This window comes from Ensifer sp. B1-9 (assembly GCF_050474445.1).
Classification (GTDB): Bacteria; Pseudomonadota; Alphaproteobacteria; order Rhizobiales; family Rhizobiaceae; genus Ensifer.
Genome location: NZ_JBCHVG010000023.1, coordinates 45,073 through 67,684, shown reverse-complemented (window position 1 = coordinate 67,684; position 22,612 = coordinate 45,073). Strand labels below are relative to the sequence as shown.

The window sequence follows — 22,612 nt, the reverse complement described above, 5'->3', positions numbered from 1 at the left end:
AGTTCCATGTGTCAGCCGGTCGAAACCAGCTCAGGCGTATTTCGACGCGAAAAGGGCCGCAAGCTCCCCCTGACAGTTCTGGAGTGGGCGCGTGTCTTGGTGGGCTTTTGCCATCGCCATGGCTCCCGAATAGGCGGCGATGGTCAGCGTGGCGAGACTATCAGGTTGGATGCCGTCAACACGTTTCAGGCGGACATCCTCCTGAAACCGTGTCGAAAGTGCATCCTGCCAAGCAGTAAAGATGGCGCCGAGCGCCTCGCGCATCTCGTGATCGTGCTTGGAAACTTCCATAGCCATGTTGTTGAGAGGGCAACCTGAGACGCTGCCATTGCGTGACAGTTCGCCGATGATGTCCGTGAAGATCTGATCAATCCCAGAAGGCGTATCGCTGCAGGCGTGCAGCGGTTCGATCCACGTACACTGCACCGCTTCCGCGACACGATCGCGGATAACCGCCAATCCGAGCTCGCGTTTCGCAGGAAAGTGGTGCGCCATCGCACCTCCCGACACCGAAGCCTTCTCGCGCAATTCCGACATTCCCGTCGCGAGGTAACCTTGCGTGACAAAGGCGTCGTAGGCCGCATCGATGATTCTTCGTCGCACGGCCCGAGGATCATTGGTTCTTCTATGTTCGATCATGGTCGTCTTCTGCAAAATTCTCGATCAACATATCGCCTTGACAAAACAGGTCAATCATCCTGTTATCAAAACAGGACAATCGACCTGTTTTTGGAGGCACTATGGAATCCCATGCCGTTTTCGAACTCCGCCGCTACCGACTTCATCCTGGCGGAAGGGAACCCTTGATCGGACTGTTTGACAAGGAATTCGTCGAGCCTCAGGAAGCGCTCGGAATGCGCATCGAAGGAGAATTCCGCGACCTTGACGATCCCGACGCCTTTGTCTGGGTTCGGTCCTTTGCGAACATGGAAGCCCGAACGGAAGCCCTGGCAGGCTTCTATTCGAGCGCGGTTTGGAAGGAACATGGGCCGTCTGCCAACGAGACGATGCTCAACTCGGACAACGTGCTGTTGCTCAAGCCCGTTGCCGGCACACGGCCTTTCTCTCACAACCGGACCAGGGAACGGGAGACCAGGCAGATCAAAGGTCTCGTCACCGCAAACATCTGCTCGTTGGCCCCCAACACGCAAGACGCGTTCGCCACATACTTCATGGCGGAGGCACTGCCGATCCTGGAAAGCGCCGGTGCGCGCGTCGCTGCGATTTTCATCACCGAACGCAACGTGAACGGCTTTCCGAGGCTTCCGGTCCGCGACGGCGAGACGGTGTTTGTCTGGTTCGAACTGCATGAGGATGAGGACAGTTTTTCCCGCCATCAAGGGCGATTGAGCCAGGACATGAAATGGACCCATGAGGTCTATCCGCGAATGGACAGCCAGTGCTGGCGAAGAATCGAGGTTTCTCGCCTGACCCCGACGCCACGGTCGCTTTGCACTTGGTAGCGGCTTGCCGGCGCTTCGGAGACGTCACGCCTCCTCCAGCTGGAAGACGCCGTTAGAAACGGCTTCAGCGTTGATGAGATCGACCACGAGAGAGCAAACTCCTCATGGAACAGGAACGTGTCGCGCCTCTCGGCCTCCTTCGGCACGCCCCCGGAGGATGGAAATTCCCGTCCGAGACGTAGTCGGGACACCCGGACCGGGCTTGGGGAGGTCGATACCGGAGTGCACCTCTGGCACGGCGAGATGCAGCCATTCCTTCATTGTCAACAAACTTACAAAAAATAGTACCCACAATTGTCGACAATAACGTTGACAAATATCTTCGCTGTGCAATGGTACCGATCAGCAGGCACGAGCTGGGAGGAGCAGTGTTGATGCAAGTCTTTGAAAGACCCTATCGCCGGGGCTTTTGGCGATGGACTTTTACGCCAATACACTCCGCTGGACTGGCCAGCGCGATACCTTCTCACATCCCACGCGTGCACACCTGACCTTGACTGAGTTCGGGGTGATATTCGCGCGGGCTGCCGACTGACAGCAACCGGATCTGGCGTTCCGAACAGCGCTAGGTGTCAAGCTGTGCCTGATGCCCTCACTCCCGCACGACGATCGAACGGCGGCACGCAAGCAGGCCACGGGTGAATCGACCACTATCCCGCTCAGCCGGCAACCGACGAACAACAAGACCAAGCAGCCCATGCGTCCGCCGACAACGGCGCGCCGACGGCTGATCCGTGGATGACGGCTTGTGAGCCGTCCTTCCCTCTAAAGACGAAGACCCGACCAAACGGGACAGGTGACCTCAACCAGGGAGAACTGCAGAATGCTCAAGAAATTGGCCCTAGCAGCCGTCGTCTCGGCTGTGCTTTGCACGGCTGGCCATGCGGAAACGCTCAAATGGGGCGCCTCGCGCGACATCTATTCGCTCGATCCCTATTCCTATGGCGACAGCTACACGCTGTCCTTCCTCAACCACGTCTATGAGGGGCTTGTCCGCTACGACGCCAATTTGAAGATCGAGCCGGCGCTGGCGACGTCCTGGGAGACGGTATCGGATACGGTCTGGCGGTTCCATCTGCGCGAGGGCGTCAAGTTCCACGATGGCGCCGACTTCACCGCGGACGACGTGATCGCCTCTCTCACTCGAGTCAGCGATCCAGCCTCTCCGCTCCGCGGCAACCTTCCGGCCTACAAGTCGGCAAAGAAGGTCGATGACCACACCGTCGATATCGAACTCACCGGCCCCTATCCGCTGCTCCTGAACGACCTGACGAACATCCACATTTTCGATGCGACCTGGCTCACCGACAATAACTCGCTGAAGCCGACGGATGTCGGCAAAAAGATCGAAGGCTACGCCACCTACCACACCAACGGCACCGGTCCGTTCAAGCTCGAGAGCCGTACACCCGACAGCAAAACTGTCCTCGTCAAGAACGCCGAGTGGTGGGACAAGTCGCAGTCCAATATCGATCGTATCGAGTTCACGCCGATCGTTTCGGCCGCAACGCGGGTAGCCGCGCTGTTGTCGGGCGAGATCAACTTCACCGAGAACGCGCCAGCACAGGATATTCCACGCCTTGTCGCGCAGCCAAACCTGAAGGTCATGGAGCGCACCGACCTGCGCACCATCATGATGGGCTTCAACCGCAAGCCGAAACTGGCCGACGGCGTCGACAACAAGTTCAACGATCTGCGTGTCCGCCAGGCTGTCGCCCATGCTCTCGACAAGGATCTCATCCAGAAGCGGGTTATGCGCGGCAAGTCGAGGACGGCGGGCGCGATCATCGCGCCGGAGATTCCGGGATATGTCGAAGCCTTGGACACGGTGGTACCGTACGATCCCGAACTGTCGAAGAAGCTGCTCGCCGAAGCCGGCGCAAGCGATCTCCCCTTCACACTCGTCTGCACGAACGAGGCTTATGTCAACGAGGAGGAGCTTTGCCAGAGTATCGTCAATATGCTGAGCCGCGCCGGTTTCAAGCCGCAGCTCGACATTGGCCCGACGGCTGCTCAGGCGCCCAAGCGCACGGGTGGTCTGTCTGACGTCTACATCATCGGCTGGGCGAACGAGCCGATGCTCGACAGCTACTCGATCCTGCTCCAGATGATCGAAACGAGAAGCGACAAGGCGGGCGTCTTCAACTGGGGTGGCTGGAGCTATCCAGAGATCGACAAGCTGATCATCCAGGCATCGACCGAAATGGATCGCACGAAGCGGCTCGAACTGCAGACCAAGGCACTCCAGATGGTCAAGGACGAAATGATCATGCTGCCGCTGCACCAGCAGCCCATGGCCTGGGTGATGAGCAGTAAGATCGATCGGGTCGCTCAACTGGCGGACAACAAGCCGCGCCACTGGCTGACGCATTTCGCGGAGTAGCCCACATGCGGAGCTGGAACGGCAATCGTTCCAGCTCCTGCTCAATTTGCGAGGCTTCGGCGTGCGTCGTGGGGTCGTTCATGTTGATAGTCTCGTCACGCCGCGGCGAGCGCCCTCGCACGCCATTTACGCAAATAACGTATACAATACTTCCTTATTGTGTTGACAATACCGTACATTAGCGCTTCCTTATTCTGATCCGCCGCGCCATTCGTGCCGGATGCCAAAAAATGGGGAGTGAGATGATCAACAGACGCTCGACATTGAAATCGTTGGCGCTCGGCGCCGTTTCGATCCTAGCAATTGCAGTCGCAAGCACTCTTCCTGCACAAGCGGAGAACAAGGAACTCAAGATTGGCTTCGTCGGCGTGACCAGCGGTCCCGCCGCGGCCTGGGGCACATCCAACGTTCGCTCGATGCAGACACGCGCAGATTGGCTCAACGAGACAGGCGGCGTGAAGATCGGCGCGGACACCTACAAAATCACCATCGTTACCTTTGACGACCAGAAGGATCCCAAGCGGGCCATCGCCGGCATGGAGAAGATGGCCCAGGAAGGCATCCATTATGTCGTCGGTCCGAACGTTGATGACGGCGCGGCCGCCGTTCGGCCTGTGGCGGAATCCAAGGGGATTATCTATTTCCCCTACGCGTTCCCGAAATCGCTTTATGTCGCACCGGCCTCGAATGCGATCCTCGGCATGGTCGCCAATTATCAGTCAGGGCCGGCAATCTATAAATATCTGAAGGAAAACAAGGGTGTGAAGAAGGTGGCCTTCATCGCGGCCAACGAATCCGATCCGATCAGCCAGCGCGACAGCGGGGTTGCTGCCGCTAAAGAACTCGGGCTGGAAGTTGTCGCTGAGACCGACACCTACCAGAACGACACACGCGACTTCACACCGGTGTTGACGCCTATCGTCCAATTGAAGCCGGACCTGCTCGTCCTGTCCGGTGTGGCCCCCGCCAACGCGCCGCTCTTGATCCGCGCCGCACGCGAACTCGGTTATGAGGGCCTGATCTCAGCGGAAACGGCGCAGGACGCGACCGTGCTGCAGGAAGGTGCCGGCGAACTCGCCAACGGCTTCATCTCGGTCGGCGGCGCTTCGACGCCGGAGATCCGTACGCCCCTGATGGAGGAGTTCATCGAACGCTACACCAAGAAGTTTGGCGAATACAACGATGAGTCCAACACCAAGGTCTACGCGCTCGAATACATCATTGAAACGCTCAAGGCGAACCCCAAGGCGATCGACAACGTGGAGGAGTTCAAGAAGACCATCGATACCTTCTCCGCCCCTAATCCCTACGCCAAGAACAGCACGCTGAAATATGTCGGCAGCACCTCCTTCGGCCAGAAGCGCCAGGTTTCAGTACCGATGGTGGTGACCGAGTTCGAAAACGGCACCTTCAAGACTTTGTTTGTCGGCGAAGTGGACTGACGTGACCTGACTTAAAGTCAATGGAGGTTCGGGATCGGTCCCGGACCTCCCCTCGACCGGATTTGCAGCCATGGAACAAGTCATTGCCAACGGTCTCTATCTGGGTGCGCAGTATGCGCTGATTGCGCTCGGTTTGACGCTGATCTTCGCGCTCATGAACGTTCTCAACTTCGCGCACGGACAAATGTACGTGCTGGGCGGCTTCGTGACATACTCGGTTTACGGCCAGCTCAAGCTGCCTTTCGTGGTCGCGCTGGTCTGTTCGGGGGTCACGCTCGCAGTCGTCGGCGCACTGATGGAGAAGTTTCTTTTCCGGCCAGTAATCCAACGCAGCAAGCGCGAGGAAAGCACGATGCTGCTCGCCGCTGCCACCGCATTCTTCCTCGAAGCCATTATCCTGCTTCTGTTCGGCGAGAAGCAGCGTGGCGTGCCGAAGATCATCAGCGGCGTTTTCATCTCCGACCGGGTGATCTTGCCTTACGATCGCATCGTCGTCGGCGTGATCGCGATACTGATGATCGCCGCCTTCATGCTCTACATGCAATATAGCAAACCGGGCCGCGCCATGCGGGCGCTCGCGCAAGACCGCATTGCCGCGCAGCTGATGGGGGTCAAGGTCGAGCGCTATTCCATGATCGGCTTCGCGCTCGGCGCAATGCTCGCCGGGGTCGTTGGCGGCTTGCTGGTGACGATCACCGGCGTCAATTCCGGTATCGGCGGACCGATCTCGATCAAGGCTTTTCTGATGGTGATGATCGGCGGCGCCGGCGTGGTTGCCGGCGCCATTGCCGGCGGCTTCATCCTCGGCATGATGGAATCGGTCGGCCTTACTGTGCTGCGCGAATATGGCGACGTCACCTATCTCGCCATTTTCGCGCTGCTGATGATCTTCCTGAGCATCCGCCCGAACGGGCTGATGGGCAAACCGTGGGGCTGATGCGATGAAACCATCCGCAACTCCCAAGATCGTCTCGGCCGCACTCTTCCTTATCATTCTTCTCGTCGGGGTGCCGTTGCTCATCAACGCGACGGGGCGGACCGATCTCTATTACACGCTGACCTCGGTGGCACTGCTCAGCATCATCAGCGCGGGCGTGTGGATCACTTTCTATATCGGCCGCATCAATATCGGCCAGGGCGCCTACGCGCTGATGGGCGGCTATGTTTCCGCCATCCTGGTGATGAACTATGATGTGTCCTTCTGGCTGACCTTGCCTCTGGCGGGCCTCTTCTGTGCCGCGGCGAGCGTTCTCATCGGGTTGCCCATACTGCGCCTGCGCGGCGTCTATTTCGCCATGGTATCCTTGGTGCTGACGGAAGTCGCGCGCCTGCTTGCCCTTGCCATACCGATCACCAACGGCGCCAAAGGCATCGTCAGCATCCCCCTGCCAAGCGGCATAAGCTTTTTCGGCATCACTCTCGTTCCGGATTTTTCAAGCCTCGCCAATCCCCGGCTCGCCTTCTACATCGTCGCCGTATTGCTGATGGCGCTGTGTTTCCTCGGTCTCTATCGGCTTGCCCATTCGCGCATCGGCCAGCTCTGCCAATCACTGCAGCAGAACGAGGAGCTCGCCTCTTCGATCGGCGTCAACATCGCCTATCTCCGCGTCGTCGCCTATGCGCTCTCGTCCTTCCTCGGTGGTCTGGGTGGGGCGATGTTCGCGTCGATCTCCCAGTCAATCTATCCGTCGAGCTTCACAGTCGCCGACTCGGTGAATTTCATGCTCAATTGTTTCCTTGGCGGGCTCGGCTATGTGCTCGGGCCGATGCTTGGAACCTTTGTTCTCTATTTCGGCTGGGACGTGCTGTTCCAGACGGGCGAATACCAGCTCCTGATCTTCTCGACCATGCTGATCCTGCTGATGCTGGTCCTGCCCAATGGTCTGTTGAGCCTCGCCTTGCCCGGCAAGAGGAGCCTCTAGCGCCATGGCCGATATTCTCGAAATCATCGGCCTTACCAAACGTTTCGGCGGGCTCGTCGCGGTCAACGATGTCTCCTTTTCGGTGCGCGAGCGTGAGATCCTTTCGGTCATCGGGCCAAACGGCGCTGGCAAGTCGACGCTGTTCAAGCTGGTCGCCTCGTTCCTGCGGCCGACCGAAGGCGAAGTAAGATTCAAGGGGAAGAAAATCTCCGGCCTGTCGCCGCACGTCGTGGCCCGCAGGGGCGTCGTGCGGACCTTCCAGGAGACCACGATCTTCAAGAACATGACTGTGCGCGACAATGTCGTGACGGCGCATCACTTGCGCTCGAGCGCCACCCTCGCCGGCTTCTATTTCGGCAGTGCCTCGGCACGCAGCGACCTGGACGCATTCGGGAGATCCGCGGACGAAATCCTCGATTTTCTCGGGCTGGCAGCGATGCAGGGCGAGATCGCCAGCAACCTGCCCCACGGGCATTTGCGGGCGCTCGGCATCGCCATCGCCCTTGCCACCGATCCGTCTGTGATCCTGCTCGACGAGCCCTTCGCGGGCATGAATCACGACGAAACCAGGCGTGCGGTCGAGATCGTGAGAAAGCTGCGTGAGCGCGGCCTTACTGTGCTCCTGGTCGAACACGACATGCCGGCCGTCATGAACATTTCCGACCGCATCGTCGTGCTCAACTTCGGCCTGAAGATCGCCGAGGGTACGCCGGCAGAAATCAAGCAAAACCCGAAGGTCATCGAAGCCTATCTCGGTGTCGAAGACGAATCGATCGGATTGTAGGCCATGGAATCGCTCCTCAAATTCGACGACGTTGAACTCTACTACGACCACGTCTATGCCCTGAAGGGTGTCTCGATCGAGGTCAAGGAAGGGGAAACCGTCGCCCTGATCGGGGCCAACGGAGCGGGCAAGTCGTCGATCCTGCGGGCCATCACCGGCCTCAGAAAGATCCGCAAGGGGGAGATCCGCTATCGCGGCAACCGCATCGACGGCGTCGCACCGGACGAGATCGTCCGTATGGGTATCTCGATGGTGCCCGAAGCGCGTCGCGTCTTCCCCTTCATGACTGTGCGCGACAACCTGCTGATGGGCGCCTTTACCCGCTCCGACAAGGTCGAGATCCGGCAGAGCATGGACATGGTGCTGACGCGTTTCCCGCGACTTAAGGAGCGCTACACGCAACAGGCGGGCACGATGAGCGGCGGCGAGCAACAGATGCTGGTGATCGGGCGAGCCCTGATGGCGCGCCCTCGCCTGTTGCTCCTCGACGAGCCGTCACTCGGCGTCGCTCCGAAGCTGGTGCAGGACATCGCGCGTTCGATCGTGGCCATCAACCGCGACGAAAAGGTCAGCGTTCTGCTTGTCGAGCAGAACTCGCGCATGGCGCTGCGTATCTCCCAGCGCGCCTACGCGTTGACGACCGGCCGGGTTGCGCTCAGCGGAACCTCGGCGGATTTGCTGAGCGACGATCGCGTCAAACATCTCTATCTCGGCGGCGAAGTGTAGGCAGGACCGAATATGCGCATCCTCGTCATAAACCCCAATACGACGACCTCGATGACCGACAAGATCGGCAAGGCCGCAAAGATCGCCGCGTCCGCCGGAACCAGGATCATCGCAGTCAATCCGAAGGACGGTCCATCAAGCATCGAGGGCTATTTCGACGAGGCCTTCGTGGTGCCTGGCATTCTCGCCGAGATGTTCAAGGCAGGCGATATGGACGCCTATGTGGTCGCCTGTTTCGACGATACGGGTCTCGATGCGGCGCGCTGCGCTACGAGCGCGCCGGTGATCGGAATAGGTGAAGCGGCGTTTCATATTGCAACGCTGATTGCCGGCAAATTCAGTGTCGTCACCACGCTCGCGCGCTCGGTGCCTGCGATCGAGCACAATCTATCGAAATACGGCCTGTCTTCTCGCTGCGCCAAGGTGCGCGCATCGGATGTCGCCGTCCTTGACCTCGAAGAACCGGGTTCTGAAGCCCGTCAAAAGATCTCGGTTGAAATTTCCCGTGCGATCATCGAAGACAAGGCGGAGGCGATCGTACTCGGTTGTGCCGGGATGGCCGATTTGGCCCACCAGCTTTCCACCGAACACGGGGTGCCGGTGATCGACGGTGTGGCCTGTGCGGTCAGGCTTGCCGAAGCCATATCGAGCTTGGGCCTGAGGACCTCGAAGGTCGGCGGTTATGCAAGCCCGCTCGCCAAGCAATTTGCCGGTCACTACGCGCCATTGTCGCCGGAGTTGAACAAGCTGCGATAAGGATGCATCGGGATGTCCAGGGACGTTGTCCGCCGGCGCAAGAGATCAAAGATGACCCCGCCAGACGCGCCGAATGTGTCGGCGGCACGCGATCCGGAACCCCATAGTCGGATACCGGCCACGCGTTGGTCGCCGATTTATCACGGTCTCCGGGACGCAATCGTCGGTCATCGGCTCGCTCCGGGCACGAAGCTGCCGGAAGACGAACTCGCATCGATCTATTCGGTCAGCCGCACGGTCATCCGGGCCGCTCTGCAGGCGCTCGCCCACGACCGTCTCGTGCGACTCGAACCCAATCGCGGTGCCTTTGTCGCCCAGCCGTCAACACGGGAGGCGCGCGAGGTCTTCGAGGCGCGTGCACTGATCGAACCCCGAGTCGCCGCCCTTGCGGCGGAAGTGGCCAAGCCGGAGGACGTCCTGCTGCTGCGGCACCATCTCGAAAAGGAGCATGAAGCGCTGCATGCCGGCCGCGACAGCGACGCGATCATGCTGTCGGCGCGATTTCATGTGGGTATCGCGGAAATTGCCGGCCATTCTGTCCTGACCAGCTTCGTACGTGATCTCGTTTCCCACTCCTCACTGATTATCGCTCTCTACTGGAAGCGGCGCGACACGACGTGCGAAAGCCACGCCCATCACGCGCTCGTCGACGCGATCGAAGCAGGCGAAGCCGCCAAGGCCGCCGAACTGATGCAGGAACATCTGCTCGACCTTCTGTCAGGCCTGGAGCTTGCCCCGCCAGCAAAGAAGCCGGAGAGCCTTGCAGAGATGCTGTGCTGATTTCTTCGCCGGACTGTCACCAAATCCGGTCGAGTTGGGTGACGGCGTGACCAGCGGCGCAGCGTTCACATCTACGGTCTGCATTGAACCATCCTTTATTATGACCAATAAGCCGGCAATCAGTGCTTTAAAATCTGGCTCAAGAAGAGCTTGGTCCGCTCGTGCTGCGGATTGGTGAAGAAGTCATGAGGCTTGCCTTCCTCCACGATTTGGCCCGAATTCATGAAGATCACCCGGTCGGCGACGGCGCGGGCGAAGCCCATCTCGTGGGTGACGCAGACCATCGTCATACCGTCCTTCGCCAGACCCGTCATCGTCTCCAGCACTTCCGAAACCATCTCTGGATCGAGCGCCGAAGTCGGTTCGTCGAACAGCATGACCGCCGGCTGCATGCAGAGCGAACGGGCGATGGCGACGCGCTGCTGCTGACCGCCAGAAAGCTGGATCGGATATTTGTTGGCCTGTTCGGGAATGCGCACGCGCTCAAGGAATTTTAGCGCCGTCTTCTTGGCCTCCGCCTCCGGCACGCCCTTGATCCACATCGGACCCACCATGCAGTTCATCAGCACCGTCATATGCGGGAAGAGATTAAAGTGCTGAAACACCATGCCGACATTCTTGCGCACCTCGCCGACGTTGCGCATCTTGTTGTGCAGTGTGATGCCGTTGACCGAAATTTCGCCTTCCTGATGCGCTTCCAGCCTGTTGAAACAGCGGATCAGCGTTGACTTGCCGGAGCCCGAGGGACCGCAGACGACGATACGCTCGCCCTTACTAACCGTCAGGTTGATATCCTTGAGCACCTGGAACGCGCCGTACCATTTGGAAACGTTCTTCGCTTCGATGATCTTGTCGCCGTTCATCGGACCTTGCTCCTGGCGTAGTGACGCTCGATGCGGGATTGAATGAGCTCCAGGCAGATCGACATGATCCAGTAGAGCATGGCGGCGGAGATCAGCATTTCCATGTGCTGGAAGGTCTTCTGCCCCAGCGTGCGAGCTAGGAACATCAGCTCCCAGACACCGATGACCGAGACCAGCGAGCTGTCCTTAAGCATGGAGATGAACTGGTTGCCGGTTGGCGGGATGATGACCGGCAGCGCCTGCGGCAGGATAATCTTGCGCATGGTGATGCCGAAGCCGAAGCCGATCGAGCGCGAGGCCTCCCACTGGCCGCGGTCGATGCTCTGAATGCCCGAACGGAAAATCTCCGTCATGTAGGCGCCGTAGCAGAGCGAAAGGGCGAGGATGCCGGCCGGCACTGCGTCGATCACGAAACCGAGCTGCGGCAGGCCGAGATAGATCAGATAGACCTGCATGAGGAGCGGCAGGCCGCGGAAGAACGAGGTGTAGAAGCTGGCGATCGCATAGGCAAAACCATTGGTCGAGAGCTTGGCGACGGCGCCGAGAATGGCAATCGCCGAGGCAATGACGATCGAAACGGCGGACACATAGATCGTCGTCACCAGGCCCTGGGTGATCATGAATGGCAGTTTTTCGACGATGAACGGCAGGCTCAGACGAAATGTCGCGAAGAAGGCGAGGAACAGAAGCAGCAGCTCCATCCAGACGACGGCGATCTGCACCCTGAGGGGCGCAAAGCCGATCAGCACGACATTGAGCACGAAGATAACGGATATGACGAAGGCGATCGCGAAGCGTCCGTAAACGCCGCTGGCGGAGGGGTCGCCGATCACGGGACGCATCAATTCGCCCATCGCTGTGCCGGTCATGTTGAACATCAGGAAGAAAGCCAGCACGACCGCAAATATCGTCGCGATGAACCACGGCTTATGGACGAGCACTTCAGACTCGACGGTATCGGGATAAAGCATCTCTTGTCCCTTGCGGCAAATCGACGGTCCGATTGCCCGGACCGTCCGTTTCTGGCGGTAGTTACTTTACGACCGTGTAGTCGACGCCATACCACTTCACGGAGAGCTTGCTCAGTGTGCCGTCCGCCTGCATGCCCTTCACGGCTTCGGCGATCTTGTCGTTGAATTCCTTGTCTCCATGCTCGATGGCAACAGCGAGCGGCTCGTAGAAGACGGGGGCGCCGATCTGTTTGACCGGGTAACCGGCCTTCACCGCGTCGAGAATGCTCGGCAGCGATGAGACGACCGCATCGAGACGGGTCCCATCCCCGAGACGCAGATCGTCGAAGGCGGTGGTCGAGTTGGCGTAGGACTTCACTTCCTTCGGCTTGAACTCGTACTTGAAAGGAGGCGCGCCGGCCGCGTCGAGCGTCAGGTCGCCCTTGGCATAGGCTTCGAAAGTCGAGGTTGCCGTGGTGCCGACCACCTTGCCGTCGAGATCAGAAAGCTTCGTCGCCTTGCTGTCCTTGTGAACGGCAACTGCTGCCGGGGTATAGTAGTAGACGGCCGGAAAATCGAAGATCTCGGCGCGCTTCTTGGTCGGCGTCATCGAGCCGACATGCATGTCCCAGCGGCCGGCCCAGTTGCCGGCGGTGATGATGTCCCACCCCGGGGTGACGAACTCGACCTTCATGCCGAGGCGCTTGCCGATATCCTTAGCGACATCGACGTCGAAACCGTCGAGTTCGTTCTTTTCGTTCATGAAGGATTGCGGCGCCCAGTTGGCGTCGGTCGCAACCTTCAGATCCTTGGCCGCCATGACGCGGTCGAGGACGGCACCGGCCTTAGCCGGGAGGGCGGCGAAGGCTACGGCAAGCGACACTGCCGCTGCGGAAATCTTGCTCAGTCTGTTCATGCGATGGTTCCCTTTATTGTCATTCTTGGTTTTTGACCCGGGCTCATTCCCGTACCGTCATGCAATCTTGATATCGAAGAGACCTTTTCGTCTTCCGGCGATCTGACGCAGCCGCAGGCCCGTCGCTTCCTTGAATCGATGGAAGTCAGAGTTCTCCTTTCTGCCGCATCTCATCGCGGATGGAGCGGGCGACCCTGAAGGCTTCGACGCCGGTGGGAATGCCGCAATAGACGGCGATCTGGACGAGGGCTGCGCGCAGTTCCTCCTCGGTCAGGCCGTTACGGATCGCGCCGCGGAAGTGGATGCCGAATTCGTGCATGCGGTTCAGCGCGGCCAGCATGCCGAGGTTCAGGAGGCTGCGCCGCTTGAGGTCCATGCTGCAGTCAGTCCAGACCGTGCCCCAGCAATATTCGTTGAGCACATCCTGAAACGGTGCCGAGAAGCTGTCGGCGCCGTCGATGGCGCGGTCGACATAGTCATCACCCAGCACCTTGCGCCGAACGGCTTCGCCGCTCTTTCTAAGCGCTTCATCCATGGTTCGCCTCCTTGGTGGTCAGAAAACCGCGCATCAGATCGGCCACCGTCTGCGGCGCCTCGATCAGGATGGAGTGACGCAGGCACGGCAGGATCGACAGCGTCGAGCCCGGGATGCGCTCGTGCATGTAGCGCGCCATGCGCGGATTGGACCCGGCATCGTCCTCGCCGGTCGCAATCAGCGTCGGGCAGCGAATCTGGTCGAGGAAGCCGCCAAAGTCGGTCTCGGCGAGCACGCGGTAGGCAGCCGCATAGCATTCCGGATCGTTCTCGGCATCGCGCTCGCGAAGCCTTGCGATGACCTCCGGGTTCGCGGTCTGAAACTCTTCCGTCAGCCAGCGTGACAGCGAGGCGTTGTGATGGTCGGCAGGGGTGCCAGCACGCAGCGCCGCAAGCCGCTCCAGAACCCGGGTCCGCTCTTCCGGTGTCCGGCCGGCCACCGTGGAGAGAAGCACCAGCTTGCGCAACCGGTCCAGGTGGGTCAGCGCCAAGCGCTGGGCGATCAGCCCGCCGAGCGAGAAGCCGGCGAGATTGAAGGTCGAGAAGCCTGCCTTGTCGGCGAGCGCCAGCGCCTCGTTGACGAAATCGTCGATCTCGTAGCGGCCCTTCACCCGGCTCGATTGGCCGTGGCCGCGCAGGTCGAAGGTCAGGATCGTGAAACTATCCCTCAGGCGCTCGACGACGCCTGACCATGCATCGAGATAGGAACCGACGCCGTGGATGCAGACCAGCGGCTCGCCGCTGCCGTCGATCCGGTAGTTGAGCGTCACGTCTCCGACGGTATGGCGCTGTGCCTCTGCCATGTCAGCCTGCCGCCGCCTTGCGCTGCTTGTCCTTTTCGCGCGCGGCGAAGACGGGCATGATTTCCTTGACGAAGAGCTCGATCGTCCGCTTCTGCAGCTCGAAGGGCAGGTTGAAGGTCAGGCCGAGGCAGTACTGATCGACACCGGCTGCCTCATAGACCAGCAACTTCTCGATCGCCTCGTCAGGCGTGCCGAACATCAGGTTCTTGCGGATACTGTCCGGATTGTAGTTGTCCCTGCCCTTGACCGCTTCGTAGGGCACGGCTTCCGGGAAGCCTTCGCGAACCGTGCCGATATTCTGCATCAGGTTTTCGAAGGCGCGGCCGTAGTCCATGCTGTGCTTGACCGCCAGTTCCCAGCCATCAGCCTTGTCGTAGACGCAGGTGCGGCGCTGCATCATGAAGCGCGGGCGCGGGACCTCGGGATGATCAGCAACTGCCTTGTTGAACTTGTCGGCCAGAACCTGGATCTCGGCTGCCGGTTGCGACAGCGGCGTGGAGAGAATGCTGGCGCCATTGGCGATCGCCCAGTCGAAGGAGCCGGGATCACGGGCTGCGACCCAGATCGGCGGATGCGGCTGCTGCAGCGGTTTCGGCACCGACGTCGCGACCGGGAATTTCCAATAGTGCCCGTCATGGGCATAATCGCCGGCCCACAGCTTCTTCACAGCCGGAACGATCTCCTTCATGTAGGCGACGCCTTCCTGCTGCGGCATGCCGCCGGCCATCCGGTCGAACTCGTATTGGTAGGAGCCGCGGGCGATGCCGAATTCCAGGCGACCATTGGTCAGGTGATCGCAGAGCGCGGATTCGCCGGCGAGCCGGATCGGGCTCCAGTAAGGGGCAACAAGCGTCGAAGTGCCGAGGCGGATCTGCTCAGTATGCTGCGCCAGCCAGACTAGTGTCTGGAACGGATTGGGGGAGATCGTGCATTCGATGGTGTGATGCTCGGCGGTCCACAGCGCCTCGAAGCCGCCCTCGTCGGCCATGCGCGCCAGTTCCAGAAGGTTGTTCCTCACCCTCGACATCGGAACATCGGGCGAGAAGCGCTCCATGGTCAGCGATACTGCGAATTTCATCTGCTTGCCTCCCTTACGGGTTCAGTTTTGTGCGTGCCGTCACTTCAGACGGATGACGAAGGGGTCCTGCATGGCGCCGGAATAATCGATGATGACGTTCTTCAGCCGCGAGAATTCGTGCATCACCTCGAAGCCGCCGCGCCGCCCGTAGCCGCTCTCCTTGAAGCCACCATTGGCGGACATGAAAGAGGCCGACCGATAGGTATTGACCCAGACGGTGCCGGCTTCGATCTGGTTGGCGAAGCGCAGCGCCCGATCGATATCCTTGGTCCAGATGCCGGAGGCGAGGCCGTAGTGACTGTCATTGGCGAGTGCGATCATCTCGGCCTCGTCGCGGAACGGCATGACGCCGACGACGGGCCCGAAAATTTCGTCGCGCATAAAGCCCATGTCATTCTGGGCATCCACCATGACCGTTGGCTCGTAATACCAGCCGCCGCTCGAGAGGCCTTTCTTCTGCGGCCGCCGGCCGCCGGCAGCGACCTTGGCACCTTCCTTGACGCCTGAGGCGACATAGCCCTCGACCTTGGAAAGCTGATCGGCCAGCGCCAGCGGGCCGATATCGGTGTCATCAACAGTCGGCAGGCCGACACAGATGAGAGCAGTGCGGGCGATCAGCGCATCGATGAACTTGTCGTAGATGCTGGCCTCGACGAAGCAGCGCGAACCGGCAACGCAGGTCTGCCCCGCCGCGGCAAAGACGCCCGAGACAACGCCGTTGACGGCGTGCTCGATCTCGACATCGCCGAAGACGACATGCGGCGATTTTCCGCCGAGCTCCATCGAGCAGGGGACGAGGTTCTGCGCGGCATTTCCGGCAATACGGCGGCCGGTCGCGGTGCTGCCGGTGAAGACATATTTGGCGACGCCGGGATGGCGGGTCAGCGCCTCGCCGGCGCTCTTGCCGGTGCCGGTGACGACGTTGACGACACCGGCCGGAAAACCTGCTTCATGGATGAGTTCGGCGAGCGCCAGCGTCGAGGCGGTCGCGTGTTCCGACGGCTTGATGACGACGGTATTGCCGATCGCCAGACACGGCGCCAGCGTACCGGTCAGAAGCATCAGCGGCGAATTCCACGGCGTGATCATGCCGACGACGCCGAGCGGTTCGCGGAGGTTGATGTTCAGCGTATCCATCCGGTTGATCGGGATGGTGTCACCCTGCAGCTTGTCGGCCATGCCGGCGAAATAGTGATAGCTATCCGGCATCGAGCGCATTTGCGCCCGGGTTTCCTTGAGCAGCTTGCCGTTGTCGCGTGTCTCGATTTCGGCAAGCGTATCGGCATTGGCGCGGACGAGTTCTGCGAGTTTGCGCACCAGTGCGCCGCGGTCGGTCTGCGTCATGCGCCGCCAGGCTGGATTGCGGAAGGCGGCATTTGCGGCTGCGACGGCCGCCGCGACATCATCGGCATCGGCTTCCGCAAACTCGTACCAAGGCGTGCCCGTGGTCGGATCGTAGCTGGCAATATAGTTGCCATTCTTCGGCGACACGAATTCGCCGTTGATGAACAGGCCCTGGCGCGAGCCTTCGATGGAGCTGACTGACGTCTTCATCTCATTGTCCTTGATCTTGGGAGGCTTGCGTCCAGGCGCGGGCTTCGCCGTCGATCATCGCGACGCGGCCGCCATCGTCTGAATCCATGTAGATGCCAAAGCGGCCCGCCTGCCGCTCGCGCACATAGCGGCGCAGCATCGAGCGCAGTTCGTGGGTGGCGATCGCTTCGTAGGGCAGATCGTCGATCGGGAAGAAACGGAGATCGGCGGGCAGGCTGATGCCCGCGCCTTCGCCCGCCAGCCGGGCGCGGTAGACGAGATAGCCGGGATCGCTGTCGGCAACGTCGAAGACGGAGTAGAGGAAGGTCTCCTCGGGAACGAGACGCAGCGCATCGCCGCCTTCGACGACCAGCTGGCTGTCTGCCTTGCGGCGGCGAGCCGAGGGCAGCACCCAGCCGCCCTTGCCATCCGAGCGCAGCAGCAGACCGTCGCCCGCCTCGATCAGATAGCCGATGATCATCCCATGCGAGGCGAGCCAGCCCGATGGCAGCGGATCCTTGACGCTGGCATAGCGGCCCCGGCAGAAACCGAGTGGCGCGGACGGGCTGGTGCCGAAGGCGCGAACCTGGCCGATCAGGACGGAGTGATCGCCGGCATCGACGGTGTTATAGGTCGTGCAGTCGAACCAGGTGAGGCTGTCGGTCAGGACAGGTGCGCCTGTATGGATATGGTCGTGATTGACCGACTGAAACTTGTCCGGAGATTTCGAGGCGAAGGTGCCCGACACATCCACCTGGCCTTCATGCAGGATATTGACGGCGAAGCATCCGGCATTGGTGAAGGATTGATAGCTGGATGCCGATTTCGCGACGCAAACCAGAAGCAGCGGCGGATCGAGCGAGACCGAGGTGAAGGAATTCGCGGTCATGCCGCGCGGCATGCCGTCCTCGTCGCGCGTCGTAATAACGGTGACGCCCGTCACGAAGGTTCCGAAGGCCCGGCGCAGGGCGATCGGGTCAATCGGCGCATCCGCCTTTGCCGCTGTCTCCGCCATGCTGTCTCGCCTCCCTTTCGTTGTTGAAAGGAGGCTAGCGCTGCCGGTCCGGCCATTCTTCCTTGGCTTCGACGGAGCGAGTGGAAAACTTCTGCTGCGATCCGTAGGAGAGCGAAAATGGCCGCGCGAAAGCGCTGGAAACTAGAATAGAGCGAGGCGGAAAGAATTACTTTTCGGCACTGACGCGGTTGTCGATGACGCCGTGCAGGCGGATTGCCAGCTCGACGGCAAAGCGCTTCTCGGGTGTGTCGACATCGACGCCGAACAGTTCCTGAATGCGTGACAGGCGATAGCGCAGCGTCGTCACATGCAACCCCATCGTATCGGCGCAGGCTTGACTGCGGCAGCCCTCCTGCAGATAGGTGGAGAGTGTTTCCAGATAGGGCGTACCGTTTTCGCGGTCATGCTCGGCAATGGCGCCGACGCTTTCCTGAACGAAGCTGCGGACATCGCCCGCTTCAGAGGCTGCCACCAGCATCGGAAGCGGCCCGAAATCCTGTGCAGAAACAGCACCCGTCAGGCCGAAGGAACGGCAGATGCGGATCATCCGGCTGCAGCGTTCCCAAGCGGCCGGATAATCGGAAAGCGCCGCGCAGCGATTGCCCGCGACAACAACAGGCGGTTCGTCGAAATAGCGGCCAAGCTCCTCGGCGATACGGCGCGTCACCTTGACCGTCCGCTCCTGCCTTTTGCTGGCATCATAGGGCACGAGGCAGACGACACCGCCATCGATGGCAATCAGGTTTGCCTGCAGCGAAGCCTGCTGCATGATGCGGGCGAGCGTATGCTCGACGTCGACGGAAGCGCCGCCGAAGGCCTTGGTCTTGTCGGGGAAATCGACGACGATCATCTGCTGCGGCTGCGAGAAATTCAGGCCCAACCGTTGGGCGCGCTGAGTGACATCGCCGGCATTGCGCCAACGGGCCTCGACGATCTCGAAGAACAGCTCGGTCTGGGTGCGGGTCTCGAACCTGAAGCGGATGAAGCTGCGCAACATCTGCACACTGAGCGCAAACTTTGCACTGTCGAGCATCAGCAGATCTAGATCGCTGAATTCGCGCGAGGTCGGGAAGATGATCAATGCGCCGACCAGCTGATTATCGACCGTCAGCGGCTCGATGCGCGCAGATATCTTGAAGCGTTGCGCGCCGTCATCGAGAAACAGGCTGGCGGCATCGGTCGCGCCGCGATCGATCGCCTCGCGCGCCGCCTTCATCAGTGGCCGGGCAAGCGTCGTGGCTGCTACCTCCTGCCAGGAAGCCTCATCATAGAGGGCATTCGGCGGACGCCCTGCGATGACCTGATTGGCGGTGAAATCGACGACGACGGTCGGATTGGGTAGCATCATTCCGACCATGGCCGAGAGCGGGGCGACGGCGCCGTCGCTCAAGACATGTTCAAGCAACGAGGTATGCGCCTGCAACGCCCGCTCAAGCCGCTGCGCCGCACGCTTCTCGGCTTCCAGCCGATGTTCGCGTTCGACGGCGATTGCGCCCATATGGATAATCGCCCCAAGAAAGGCGAGGTCGTCTTCGGAGACTTCGGTGATCTGGCGTGAGATGACGCTCAGCACCATCGGCCGGCCCTCGGCGTCCTTGCAGTTCATCGGCATGACGAGAACGGTGCGGTAGTCCCGTTCGAAGGCCTCCTTGCGGTAGCCGGGAAATTCGACGGACTCACGGGCGTCGCGAATATAAACGGGCTCGTTGCGCTGCAGGGCGATCAACGACGGGCTGGTCGCCAGCTCCCACCTGTCCGGCAGCTGCCGCTCAATCAGCGTCGGGTCGTAGCGGACGATGACATAGGCATAGCCATGCGCCGCATCGATCCCCATGATCGAACCAAGCGACCAATGGGCATGGCGGCAAGCCGCCGCAATCAAATGCTGCAGCACGGTCTGGAGATCGCCGCCGCTGTTGATCTGGCTTGCGACGTCGCGGAGCGCCAATATCTGAAACTTCTGATTCAAACTGCCTCGCCCTCCAACTGACCGCATCATGCGCGTGCGTTCGACGGAAATCTACTCCGTTTCGATGGAAACCGAAGCCACGCAGTTCCGCCGATCGGAGGAAGACGTTCACCATTTAGCCGCTAGGCTTCTGCGAGTTTCAACATTTTCGTATCGGCGCAAGGCATGACACTGGGCATCAGAAAAATTTCGACCTTCCTGGAAGAGACCCTCGTCGAGGGCGGCAAGGTGGCTCCGCGTCCGGTGACTATGGTCGTCGTTGCCGCGGTGATCCAGAACCCCTGGGCAGGACGTGGCTTTGTCGAGAACCTGCGGCCGGAGATCATCCGCATTGCCGGCGAGCTCAGCCATAAGATGACCAGCCGCCTGCTGCGGCAGATGGACGCCGACAAGATTGAGGCCTGTGGCAAGGCGGCGGCAACGGGCATCAACGGCGAGATCGAGCACGCCTCGGCGATGATCCACACGCTGCGCTTCGGCAACCCGTTCCGCGAGGCGATCGGCGGTACCAACTACCTGGAATTCGCCAATACCCGCAACGGCCCCGGCGCACTTCTGTCGCTGCCGATGATGCACAAGAGTGAGAGCGGCAAACGCTCGCATTTCCTGACCGCCAACTTCCTGATTGCGGATGCGCCCGGGCCGGACGAGATCGTCGTGGCAATCGGCGCCGCTGATGGCGGCCGGCCGCATGCACGCATTGCCGATCGCTTCCAGGATATTGCCGAGATGGAAGCCGAAAAGGCCGCCAAGGTCTAGCGAGAATGAAGTTAGATGCCATCGATCTCAGAATTCTCGATGCGATTCAGCGGGATGGCCGCATTACCAAACTTGCTTTGGCAGAAAAGGCCGGTCTTTCTCCCACCCCCTGCTGGATGCGGCTGCGCAAGCTTGAAAAGGCTGGGATCGTCACCGGCTATCATGCCCGTATCGCGCTTCGCAAAGTTGCCCCAGTCGCAAGCGTCATGCTCGAGCTCACGCTTGCCAACCACCGGCAGAGCGATTTCGAGCGCTTCGAGCGGGTGATCGGGGGCATTCCCGAGATCGTCGGGTGCTGGTCCGTTGGCGGCGGGGTCGATTACTTCCTGCGCATCACTGCACCCGACATTGATGCCTATCAGCGGCTGATCGATGGGCTGCTCGACCGAGAACTCGGGATCGAGCGCTATTTCACCTACATCGTCACCAAGACGGTCAAGGACGAGACTGTGCTGCCCGTCGCTGCGCTCGTGGAGCCCGGTTAAATCTTGAACGACGCATAGAGACATCATGCGGCCGGTCTACGGCCGCGACAAGGTCGAGCTCGGCCGCAAGCTGATGGCGCAAGGGATGGGCAAACTCGGGTTTGAACTGGAGATCCTCGCAGACTACCAACCTGCTGACGTGGATGTGAGTGAGATCATCGTGCGTCCCACAGCGGGCCCTTTCTGATCCCCAACGCATCCCAAGACGACGCCGACCTGCAAGGGCGGACGGCGTCTCCCTTATTGAAGCAAGACCTGTGGCCCTGAGGCCGAATCTTCACTCTGTGACTTTAAACCCAGAGAGTAACCTGCTCGCTGCGCTCTCGAGCGCTCCGACATCGTATCCGCCCTCCTGTACCAAAATCACGGGAACTGCGATGGAACGCAAAATGGTGCCGATCGTCTCGAAAGCCTGCTCGGTTACTCGCAGCCCACTTGCTGGATCGCTTGCGAGAGCGTCGAACCCCAGGGAGACGAAGACCGCAACCGGATCCTGCCTCAGCGCCGCACCTAAGCATCTTTTGACCCCTTCTACGAACTCCCCATCCGCAGCATTCTCTAGCAGCGGCCAGTTGAACGTGGACCCCCTTGCTGCAGGACCGCCAACCTCATCTCGGTATCCCGTGAAATGAGGGTAATATCCTGCAGAGCTGCGGTGGACGGAGGAGAAGAAGAAGCGATCATCGTTCCAGAAAATGTCCTGGGTTCCGTTGCCGTGGTGGACATCGACATCGAGTATCGCCACCCGTTCCCCTCCTCGGGCGAACCACTTCGCGGCAATAGCAACGTTGTTCAAATAGGTGGCTCCTCCACCGAAATTCCGGCCGGCATGGTGACCTGACGGACGGCAAAGGGCATAAACCTGCCGCTCACCGCGTTTAACGAGCTCAGCTGCCGTGAGCGCCGTCTGCGCCGACCAGTAGGCAGCTAGCCAAGTGCCTTCGTCCACAGGAGTGATCTGGTCCCGCATAAAAAAGCCCGCCTTGGCAATCACGGACCAATCATCGCGGTAAGCTTGGCTTTTCGTCTCGAACACGGCAGGAAAAACACGGCCTGGCAGACCAGAGCTCTGCCATTCCTGATAGGCGTTGGCCAGAAAGTCGAGGTAAGCGGTCGAGTGAACCGCAGCCAGCGGGGCACGCCCGTGGTCCGATGCGTCCACGACGTCAAGACCTGCGTTCTTGACCGCGCGCAGCAGGGCGTCCAGTCGTTCCGGGACATCACGGCTAGGGCGGACCAGGCCGTTCTCGACCACATCGCCCGGGACGTATCCCCGGTGAAGGTTCGAATAGACGACCTTCATCTCAGGCCACCGCCCCAATCGCGGCCATGCAGACGCATTTGATCTCAAGGTACTCGTTAACCCCGTTCTTGGAGCCCTCTCGCCTAAGACCGGATTGTTTGACACCTCCGAACGGAGCCGCCCTGCAGCCGGTGAGCCCGGTGAGGCT

General features: G+C 60.6%; 23 protein-coding genes and 1 pseudogene. 12 read left to right on the top strand and 12 right to left on the bottom strand.

Annotated features, from left to right (window positions below; translation table 11 throughout):
• Nucleotides 1–30 precede the first annotated feature (30 nt).
• Nucleotides 31–639: a TetR/AcrR family transcriptional regulator gene (locus tag ACQ5BM_RS31400; RefSeq protein ID WP_429819670.1), complete on the bottom strand. Its 609-nt coding sequence runs from the start codon at nucleotides 637–639 to the stop codon at nucleotides 31–33.
• A 101-nt stretch (nucleotides 640–740) separates the two neighbouring features.
• Here ACQ5BM_RS31400 and ACQ5BM_RS31395 point away from each other — a divergent pair, with 101 nt between their 5' ends.
• The 9 genes from ACQ5BM_RS31395 to ACQ5BM_RS31355 all read left to right on the top strand — a co-directional run bounded on the left by ACQ5BM_RS31395 (nucleotide 741) and on the right by ACQ5BM_RS31355 (nucleotide 10,256).
• Nucleotides 741–1,463 (top strand): NIPSNAP family protein, encoded by a 723-nt coding sequence (locus tag ACQ5BM_RS31395; protein WP_429819668.1) that lies wholly within the window; start codon nucleotides 741–743, stop codon nucleotides 1,461–1,463.
• Nucleotides 1,464–2,286: 823 nt separating this feature from the next.
• A complete protein-coding gene (locus tag ACQ5BM_RS31390) occupies nucleotides 2,287–3,846 on the top strand; it encodes an ABC transporter substrate-binding protein (RefSeq protein WP_429819665.1) in 1,560 nt (519 codons plus the stop codon).
• Nucleotides 3,847–4,088: 242 nt separating this feature from the next.
• On the top strand, nucleotides 4,089–5,288 hold the full coding sequence (locus ACQ5BM_RS31385) for an ABC transporter substrate-binding protein (RefSeq protein WP_429819663.1): 1,200 nt from the start codon (nucleotides 4,089–4,091) through the stop codon (nucleotides 5,286–5,288).
• A 70-nt stretch (nucleotides 5,289–5,358) separates the two neighbouring features.
• Nucleotides 5,359–6,225, top strand: a complete 867-nt coding sequence (locus ACQ5BM_RS31380; protein ID WP_334196875.1) for a branched-chain amino acid ABC transporter permease — start codon at nucleotides 5,359–5,361, stop codon at nucleotides 6,223–6,225.
• A gap of 4 nt (nucleotides 6,226–6,229) precedes the next feature.
• Nucleotides 6,230–7,210 (top strand): branched-chain amino acid ABC transporter permease, encoded by a 981-nt coding sequence (locus ACQ5BM_RS31375; protein ID WP_429819661.1) that lies wholly within the window; start codon nucleotides 6,230–6,232, stop codon nucleotides 7,208–7,210.
• A gap of 4 nt (nucleotides 7,211–7,214) precedes the next feature.
• On the top strand, nucleotides 7,215–7,994 hold the full coding sequence (locus ACQ5BM_RS31370; protein WP_429819659.1) for an ABC transporter ATP-binding protein: 780 nt from the start codon (nucleotides 7,215–7,217) through the stop codon (nucleotides 7,992–7,994).
• A 3-nt stretch (nucleotides 7,995–7,997) separates the two neighbouring features.
• On the top strand, nucleotides 7,998–8,720 hold the full coding sequence (locus ACQ5BM_RS31365) for an ABC transporter ATP-binding protein (protein ID WP_429819656.1): 723 nt from the start codon (nucleotides 7,998–8,000) through the stop codon (nucleotides 8,718–8,720).
• Between the two features lie 12 nt (nucleotides 8,721–8,732).
• Nucleotides 8,733–9,476 (top strand): aspartate/glutamate racemase family protein, encoded by a 744-nt coding sequence (locus ACQ5BM_RS31360; RefSeq protein WP_429819654.1) that lies wholly within the window; start codon nucleotides 8,733–8,735, stop codon nucleotides 9,474–9,476.
• A gap of 51 nt (nucleotides 9,477–9,527) precedes the next feature.
• Nucleotides 9,528–10,256 (top strand): GntR family transcriptional regulator, encoded by a 729-nt coding sequence (locus tag ACQ5BM_RS31355; protein WP_429819652.1) that lies wholly within the window; start codon nucleotides 9,528–9,530, stop codon nucleotides 10,254–10,256.
• Between the two features lie 119 nt (nucleotides 10,257–10,375).
• On the opposite strand, the gene ACQ5BM_RS31350 is transcribed toward ACQ5BM_RS31355, so the two are convergent.
• The 9 genes from ACQ5BM_RS31350 to ACQ5BM_RS31310 form a co-directional block, all read right to left on the bottom strand.
• On the bottom strand, nucleotides 10,376–11,119 hold the full coding sequence (locus ACQ5BM_RS31350) for an amino acid ABC transporter ATP-binding protein (RefSeq protein WP_429819650.1): 744 nt from the start codon (nucleotides 11,117–11,119) through the stop codon (nucleotides 10,376–10,378).
• Entirely contained in the window at nucleotides 11,116–12,090 is a 975-nt protein-coding gene (locus ACQ5BM_RS31345) for an amino acid ABC transporter permease (RefSeq protein ID WP_429819648.1), read from the bottom strand. The genes ACQ5BM_RS31350 and ACQ5BM_RS31345 overlap by 4 nt, the downstream gene beginning before the upstream one ends.
• Nucleotides 12,091–12,151: 61 nt before the next feature.
• On the bottom strand, nucleotides 12,152–12,985 hold the full coding sequence (locus ACQ5BM_RS31340) for a transporter substrate-binding domain-containing protein (RefSeq protein WP_429819646.1): 834 nt from the start codon (nucleotides 12,983–12,985) through the stop codon (nucleotides 12,152–12,154).
• Between the two features lie 145 nt (nucleotides 12,986–13,130).
• Nucleotides 13,131–13,520: a carboxymuconolactone decarboxylase family protein gene (locus tag ACQ5BM_RS31335; protein ID WP_429819644.1), complete on the bottom strand. Its 390-nt coding sequence runs from the start codon at nucleotides 13,518–13,520 to the stop codon at nucleotides 13,131–13,133.
• Nucleotides 13,513–14,322 carry an alpha/beta fold hydrolase gene (locus ACQ5BM_RS31330; RefSeq protein ID WP_429819642.1) on the bottom strand — a complete coding sequence of 270 codons (810 nt, stop codon included), beginning with the start codon at nucleotides 14,320–14,322 and terminating at the stop codon, nucleotides 13,513–13,515. Before ACQ5BM_RS31330 ends, ACQ5BM_RS31335 begins: the two co-directional genes overlap by 8 nt.
• Before the next feature lies 1 nt (nucleotide 14,323).
• Nucleotides 14,324–15,400 carry an LLM class flavin-dependent oxidoreductase gene (locus tag ACQ5BM_RS31325; protein ID WP_429819640.1) on the bottom strand — a complete coding sequence of 359 codons (1,077 nt, stop codon included), beginning with the start codon at nucleotides 15,398–15,400 and terminating at the stop codon, nucleotides 14,324–14,326.
• 39 nt (nucleotides 15,401–15,439) lie between these two features.
• Nucleotides 15,440–16,954, bottom strand: coding sequence for an aldehyde dehydrogenase (locus ACQ5BM_RS31320; RefSeq protein WP_429819639.1), 1,515 nt, complete (start codon nucleotides 16,952–16,954; stop codon nucleotides 15,440–15,442).
• Nucleotide 16,955: 1 nt separating this feature from the next.
• The gene (locus ACQ5BM_RS31315) at nucleotides 16,956–17,948 is read right to left on the bottom strand and encodes a flavin reductase (protein WP_429819637.1); all 993 of its coding nucleotides are present in this window, start codon (nucleotides 17,946–17,948) and stop codon (nucleotides 16,956–16,958) included.
• Nucleotides 17,949–18,114: 166 nt separating this feature from the next.
• Nucleotides 18,115–19,944 carry a helix-turn-helix domain-containing protein gene (locus ACQ5BM_RS31310; RefSeq protein WP_429819694.1) on the bottom strand — a complete coding sequence of 610 codons (1,830 nt, stop codon included), beginning with the start codon at nucleotides 19,942–19,944 and terminating at the stop codon, nucleotides 18,115–18,117.
• Between the two features lie 138 nt (nucleotides 19,945–20,082).
• Here ACQ5BM_RS31310 and ACQ5BM_RS31305 point away from each other — a divergent pair, with 138 nt between their 5' ends.
• Genes ACQ5BM_RS31305 through ACQ5BM_RS31295 form a run of 3 tightly spaced genes read left to right on the top strand, consistent with a single transcriptional unit; the run spans nucleotide 20,083 to nucleotide 21,348 of the window.
• Complete coding sequence (locus tag ACQ5BM_RS31305) at nucleotides 20,083–20,676, top strand: amino acid synthesis family protein (RefSeq protein WP_429819635.1); 594 nt, start codon at nucleotides 20,083–20,085, stop codon at nucleotides 20,674–20,676.
• A 5-nt stretch (nucleotides 20,677–20,681) separates the two neighbouring features.
• On the top strand, nucleotides 20,682–21,161 hold the full coding sequence (locus tag ACQ5BM_RS31300; protein ID WP_429819632.1) for an Lrp/AsnC family transcriptional regulator: 480 nt from the start codon (nucleotides 20,682–20,684) through the stop codon (nucleotides 21,159–21,161).
• A 25-nt stretch (nucleotides 21,162–21,186) separates the two neighbouring features.
• The gene (locus tag ACQ5BM_RS31295; protein WP_429819695.1) at nucleotides 21,187–21,348 is read left to right on the top strand and encodes a hypothetical protein; all 162 of its coding nucleotides are present in this window, start codon (nucleotides 21,187–21,189) and stop codon (nucleotides 21,346–21,348) included.
• A 90-nt stretch (nucleotides 21,349–21,438) separates the two neighbouring features.
• Here the strand turns inward: ACQ5BM_RS31295 and ACQ5BM_RS31290 are convergent, their stop codons facing one another.
• Together ACQ5BM_RS31290 and ACQ5BM_RS31285 are read right to left on the bottom strand one after the other, a co-directional pair.
• Nucleotides 21,439–22,464, bottom strand: coding sequence for a histone deacetylase family protein (locus ACQ5BM_RS31290; RefSeq protein ID WP_429819630.1), 1,026 nt, complete (start codon nucleotides 22,462–22,464; stop codon nucleotides 21,439–21,441).
• Nucleotide 22,465: 1 nt separating this feature from the next.
• A pseudogene (locus tag ACQ5BM_RS31285) lies at nucleotides 22,466–22,606 on the bottom strand (aldehyde dehydrogenase family protein); the annotation flags it as partial.
• Nucleotides 22,607–22,612 lie beyond the last annotated feature (6 nt).

Bases quoted from the DNA above. Each gene is read 5' to 3' on its own strand.
- ACQ5BM_RS31355 (WP_429819652.1), top strand. From the start codon at position 9,528: ATGACCCCGCCAGACGCGCCGAATGTGTCGGCGGCACGCGATCCGGAA.
- ACQ5BM_RS31385 (WP_429819663.1), top strand. From the start codon at position 4,089: ATGATCAACAGACGCTCGACATTGAAATCGTTGGCGCTCGGCGCCGTT.
- ACQ5BM_RS31400 (WP_429819670.1), bottom strand. From the start codon at position 639: ATGATCGAACATAGAAGAACCAATGATCCTCGGGCCGTGCGACGAAGA.
- ACQ5BM_RS31330 (WP_429819642.1), bottom strand. From the start codon at position 14,322: ATGGCAGAGGCACAGCGCCATACCGTCGGAGACGTGACGCTCAACTAC.
- ACQ5BM_RS31320 (WP_429819639.1), bottom strand. From the start codon at position 16,954: ATGAAGACGTCAGTCAGCTCCATCGAAGGCTCGCGCCAGGGCCTGTTC.
- ACQ5BM_RS31360 (WP_429819654.1), top strand. From the start codon at position 8,733: ATGCGCATCCTCGTCATAAACCCCAATACGACGACCTCGATGACCGAC.
- ACQ5BM_RS31335 (WP_429819644.1), bottom strand. From the start codon at position 13,520: ATGGATGAAGCGCTTAGAAAGAGCGGCGAAGCCGTTCGGCGCAAGGTG.
- ACQ5BM_RS31390 (WP_429819665.1), top strand. From the start codon at position 2,287: ATGCTCAAGAAATTGGCCCTAGCAGCCGTCGTCTCGGCTGTGCTTTGC.
- ACQ5BM_RS31310 (WP_429819694.1), bottom strand. From the start codon at position 19,944: ATGCGGTCAGTTGGAGGGCGAGGCAGTTTGAATCAGAAGTTTCAGATA.
- ACQ5BM_RS31380 (WP_334196875.1), top strand. From the start codon at position 5,359: ATGGAACAAGTCATTGCCAACGGTCTCTATCTGGGTGCGCAGTATGCG.
- ACQ5BM_RS31305 (WP_429819635.1), top strand. From the start codon at position 20,083: ATGACACTGGGCATCAGAAAAATTTCGACCTTCCTGGAAGAGACCCTC.
- ACQ5BM_RS31315 (WP_429819637.1), bottom strand. From the start codon at position 17,948: ATGGCGGAGACAGCGGCAAAGGCGGATGCGCCGATTGACCCGATCGCC.
- ACQ5BM_RS31325 (WP_429819640.1), bottom strand. From the start codon at position 15,400: ATGAAATTCGCAGTATCGCTGACCATGGAGCGCTTCTCGCCCGATGTT.
- ACQ5BM_RS31370 (WP_429819659.1), top strand. From the start codon at position 7,215: ATGGCCGATATTCTCGAAATCATCGGCCTTACCAAACGTTTCGGCGGG.
- ACQ5BM_RS31300 (WP_429819632.1), top strand. From the start codon at position 20,682: ATGAAGTTAGATGCCATCGATCTCAGAATTCTCGATGCGATTCAGCGG.
- ACQ5BM_RS31345 (WP_429819648.1), bottom strand. From the start codon at position 12,090: ATGCTTTATCCCGATACCGTCGAGTCTGAAGTGCTCGTCCATAAGCCG.
- ACQ5BM_RS31395 (WP_429819668.1), top strand. From the start codon at position 741: ATGGAATCCCATGCCGTTTTCGAACTCCGCCGCTACCGACTTCATCCT.
- ACQ5BM_RS31290 (WP_429819630.1), bottom strand. From the start codon at position 22,464: ATGAAGGTCGTCTATTCGAACCTTCACCGGGGATACGTCCCGGGCGAT.
- ACQ5BM_RS31375 (WP_429819661.1), top strand. From the start codon at position 6,230: ATGAAACCATCCGCAACTCCCAAGATCGTCTCGGCCGCACTCTTCCTT.
- ACQ5BM_RS31295 (WP_429819695.1), top strand. From the start codon at position 21,187: ATGCGGCCGGTCTACGGCCGCGACAAGGTCGAGCTCGGCCGCAAGCTG.
- ACQ5BM_RS31350 (WP_429819650.1), bottom strand. From the start codon at position 11,119: ATGAACGGCGACAAGATCATCGAAGCGAAGAACGTTTCCAAATGGTAC.
- ACQ5BM_RS31340 (WP_429819646.1), bottom strand. From the start codon at position 12,985: ATGAACAGACTGAGCAAGATTTCCGCAGCGGCAGTGTCGCTTGCCGTA.
- ACQ5BM_RS31365 (WP_429819656.1), top strand. From the start codon at position 7,998: ATGGAATCGCTCCTCAAATTCGACGACGTTGAACTCTACTACGACCAC.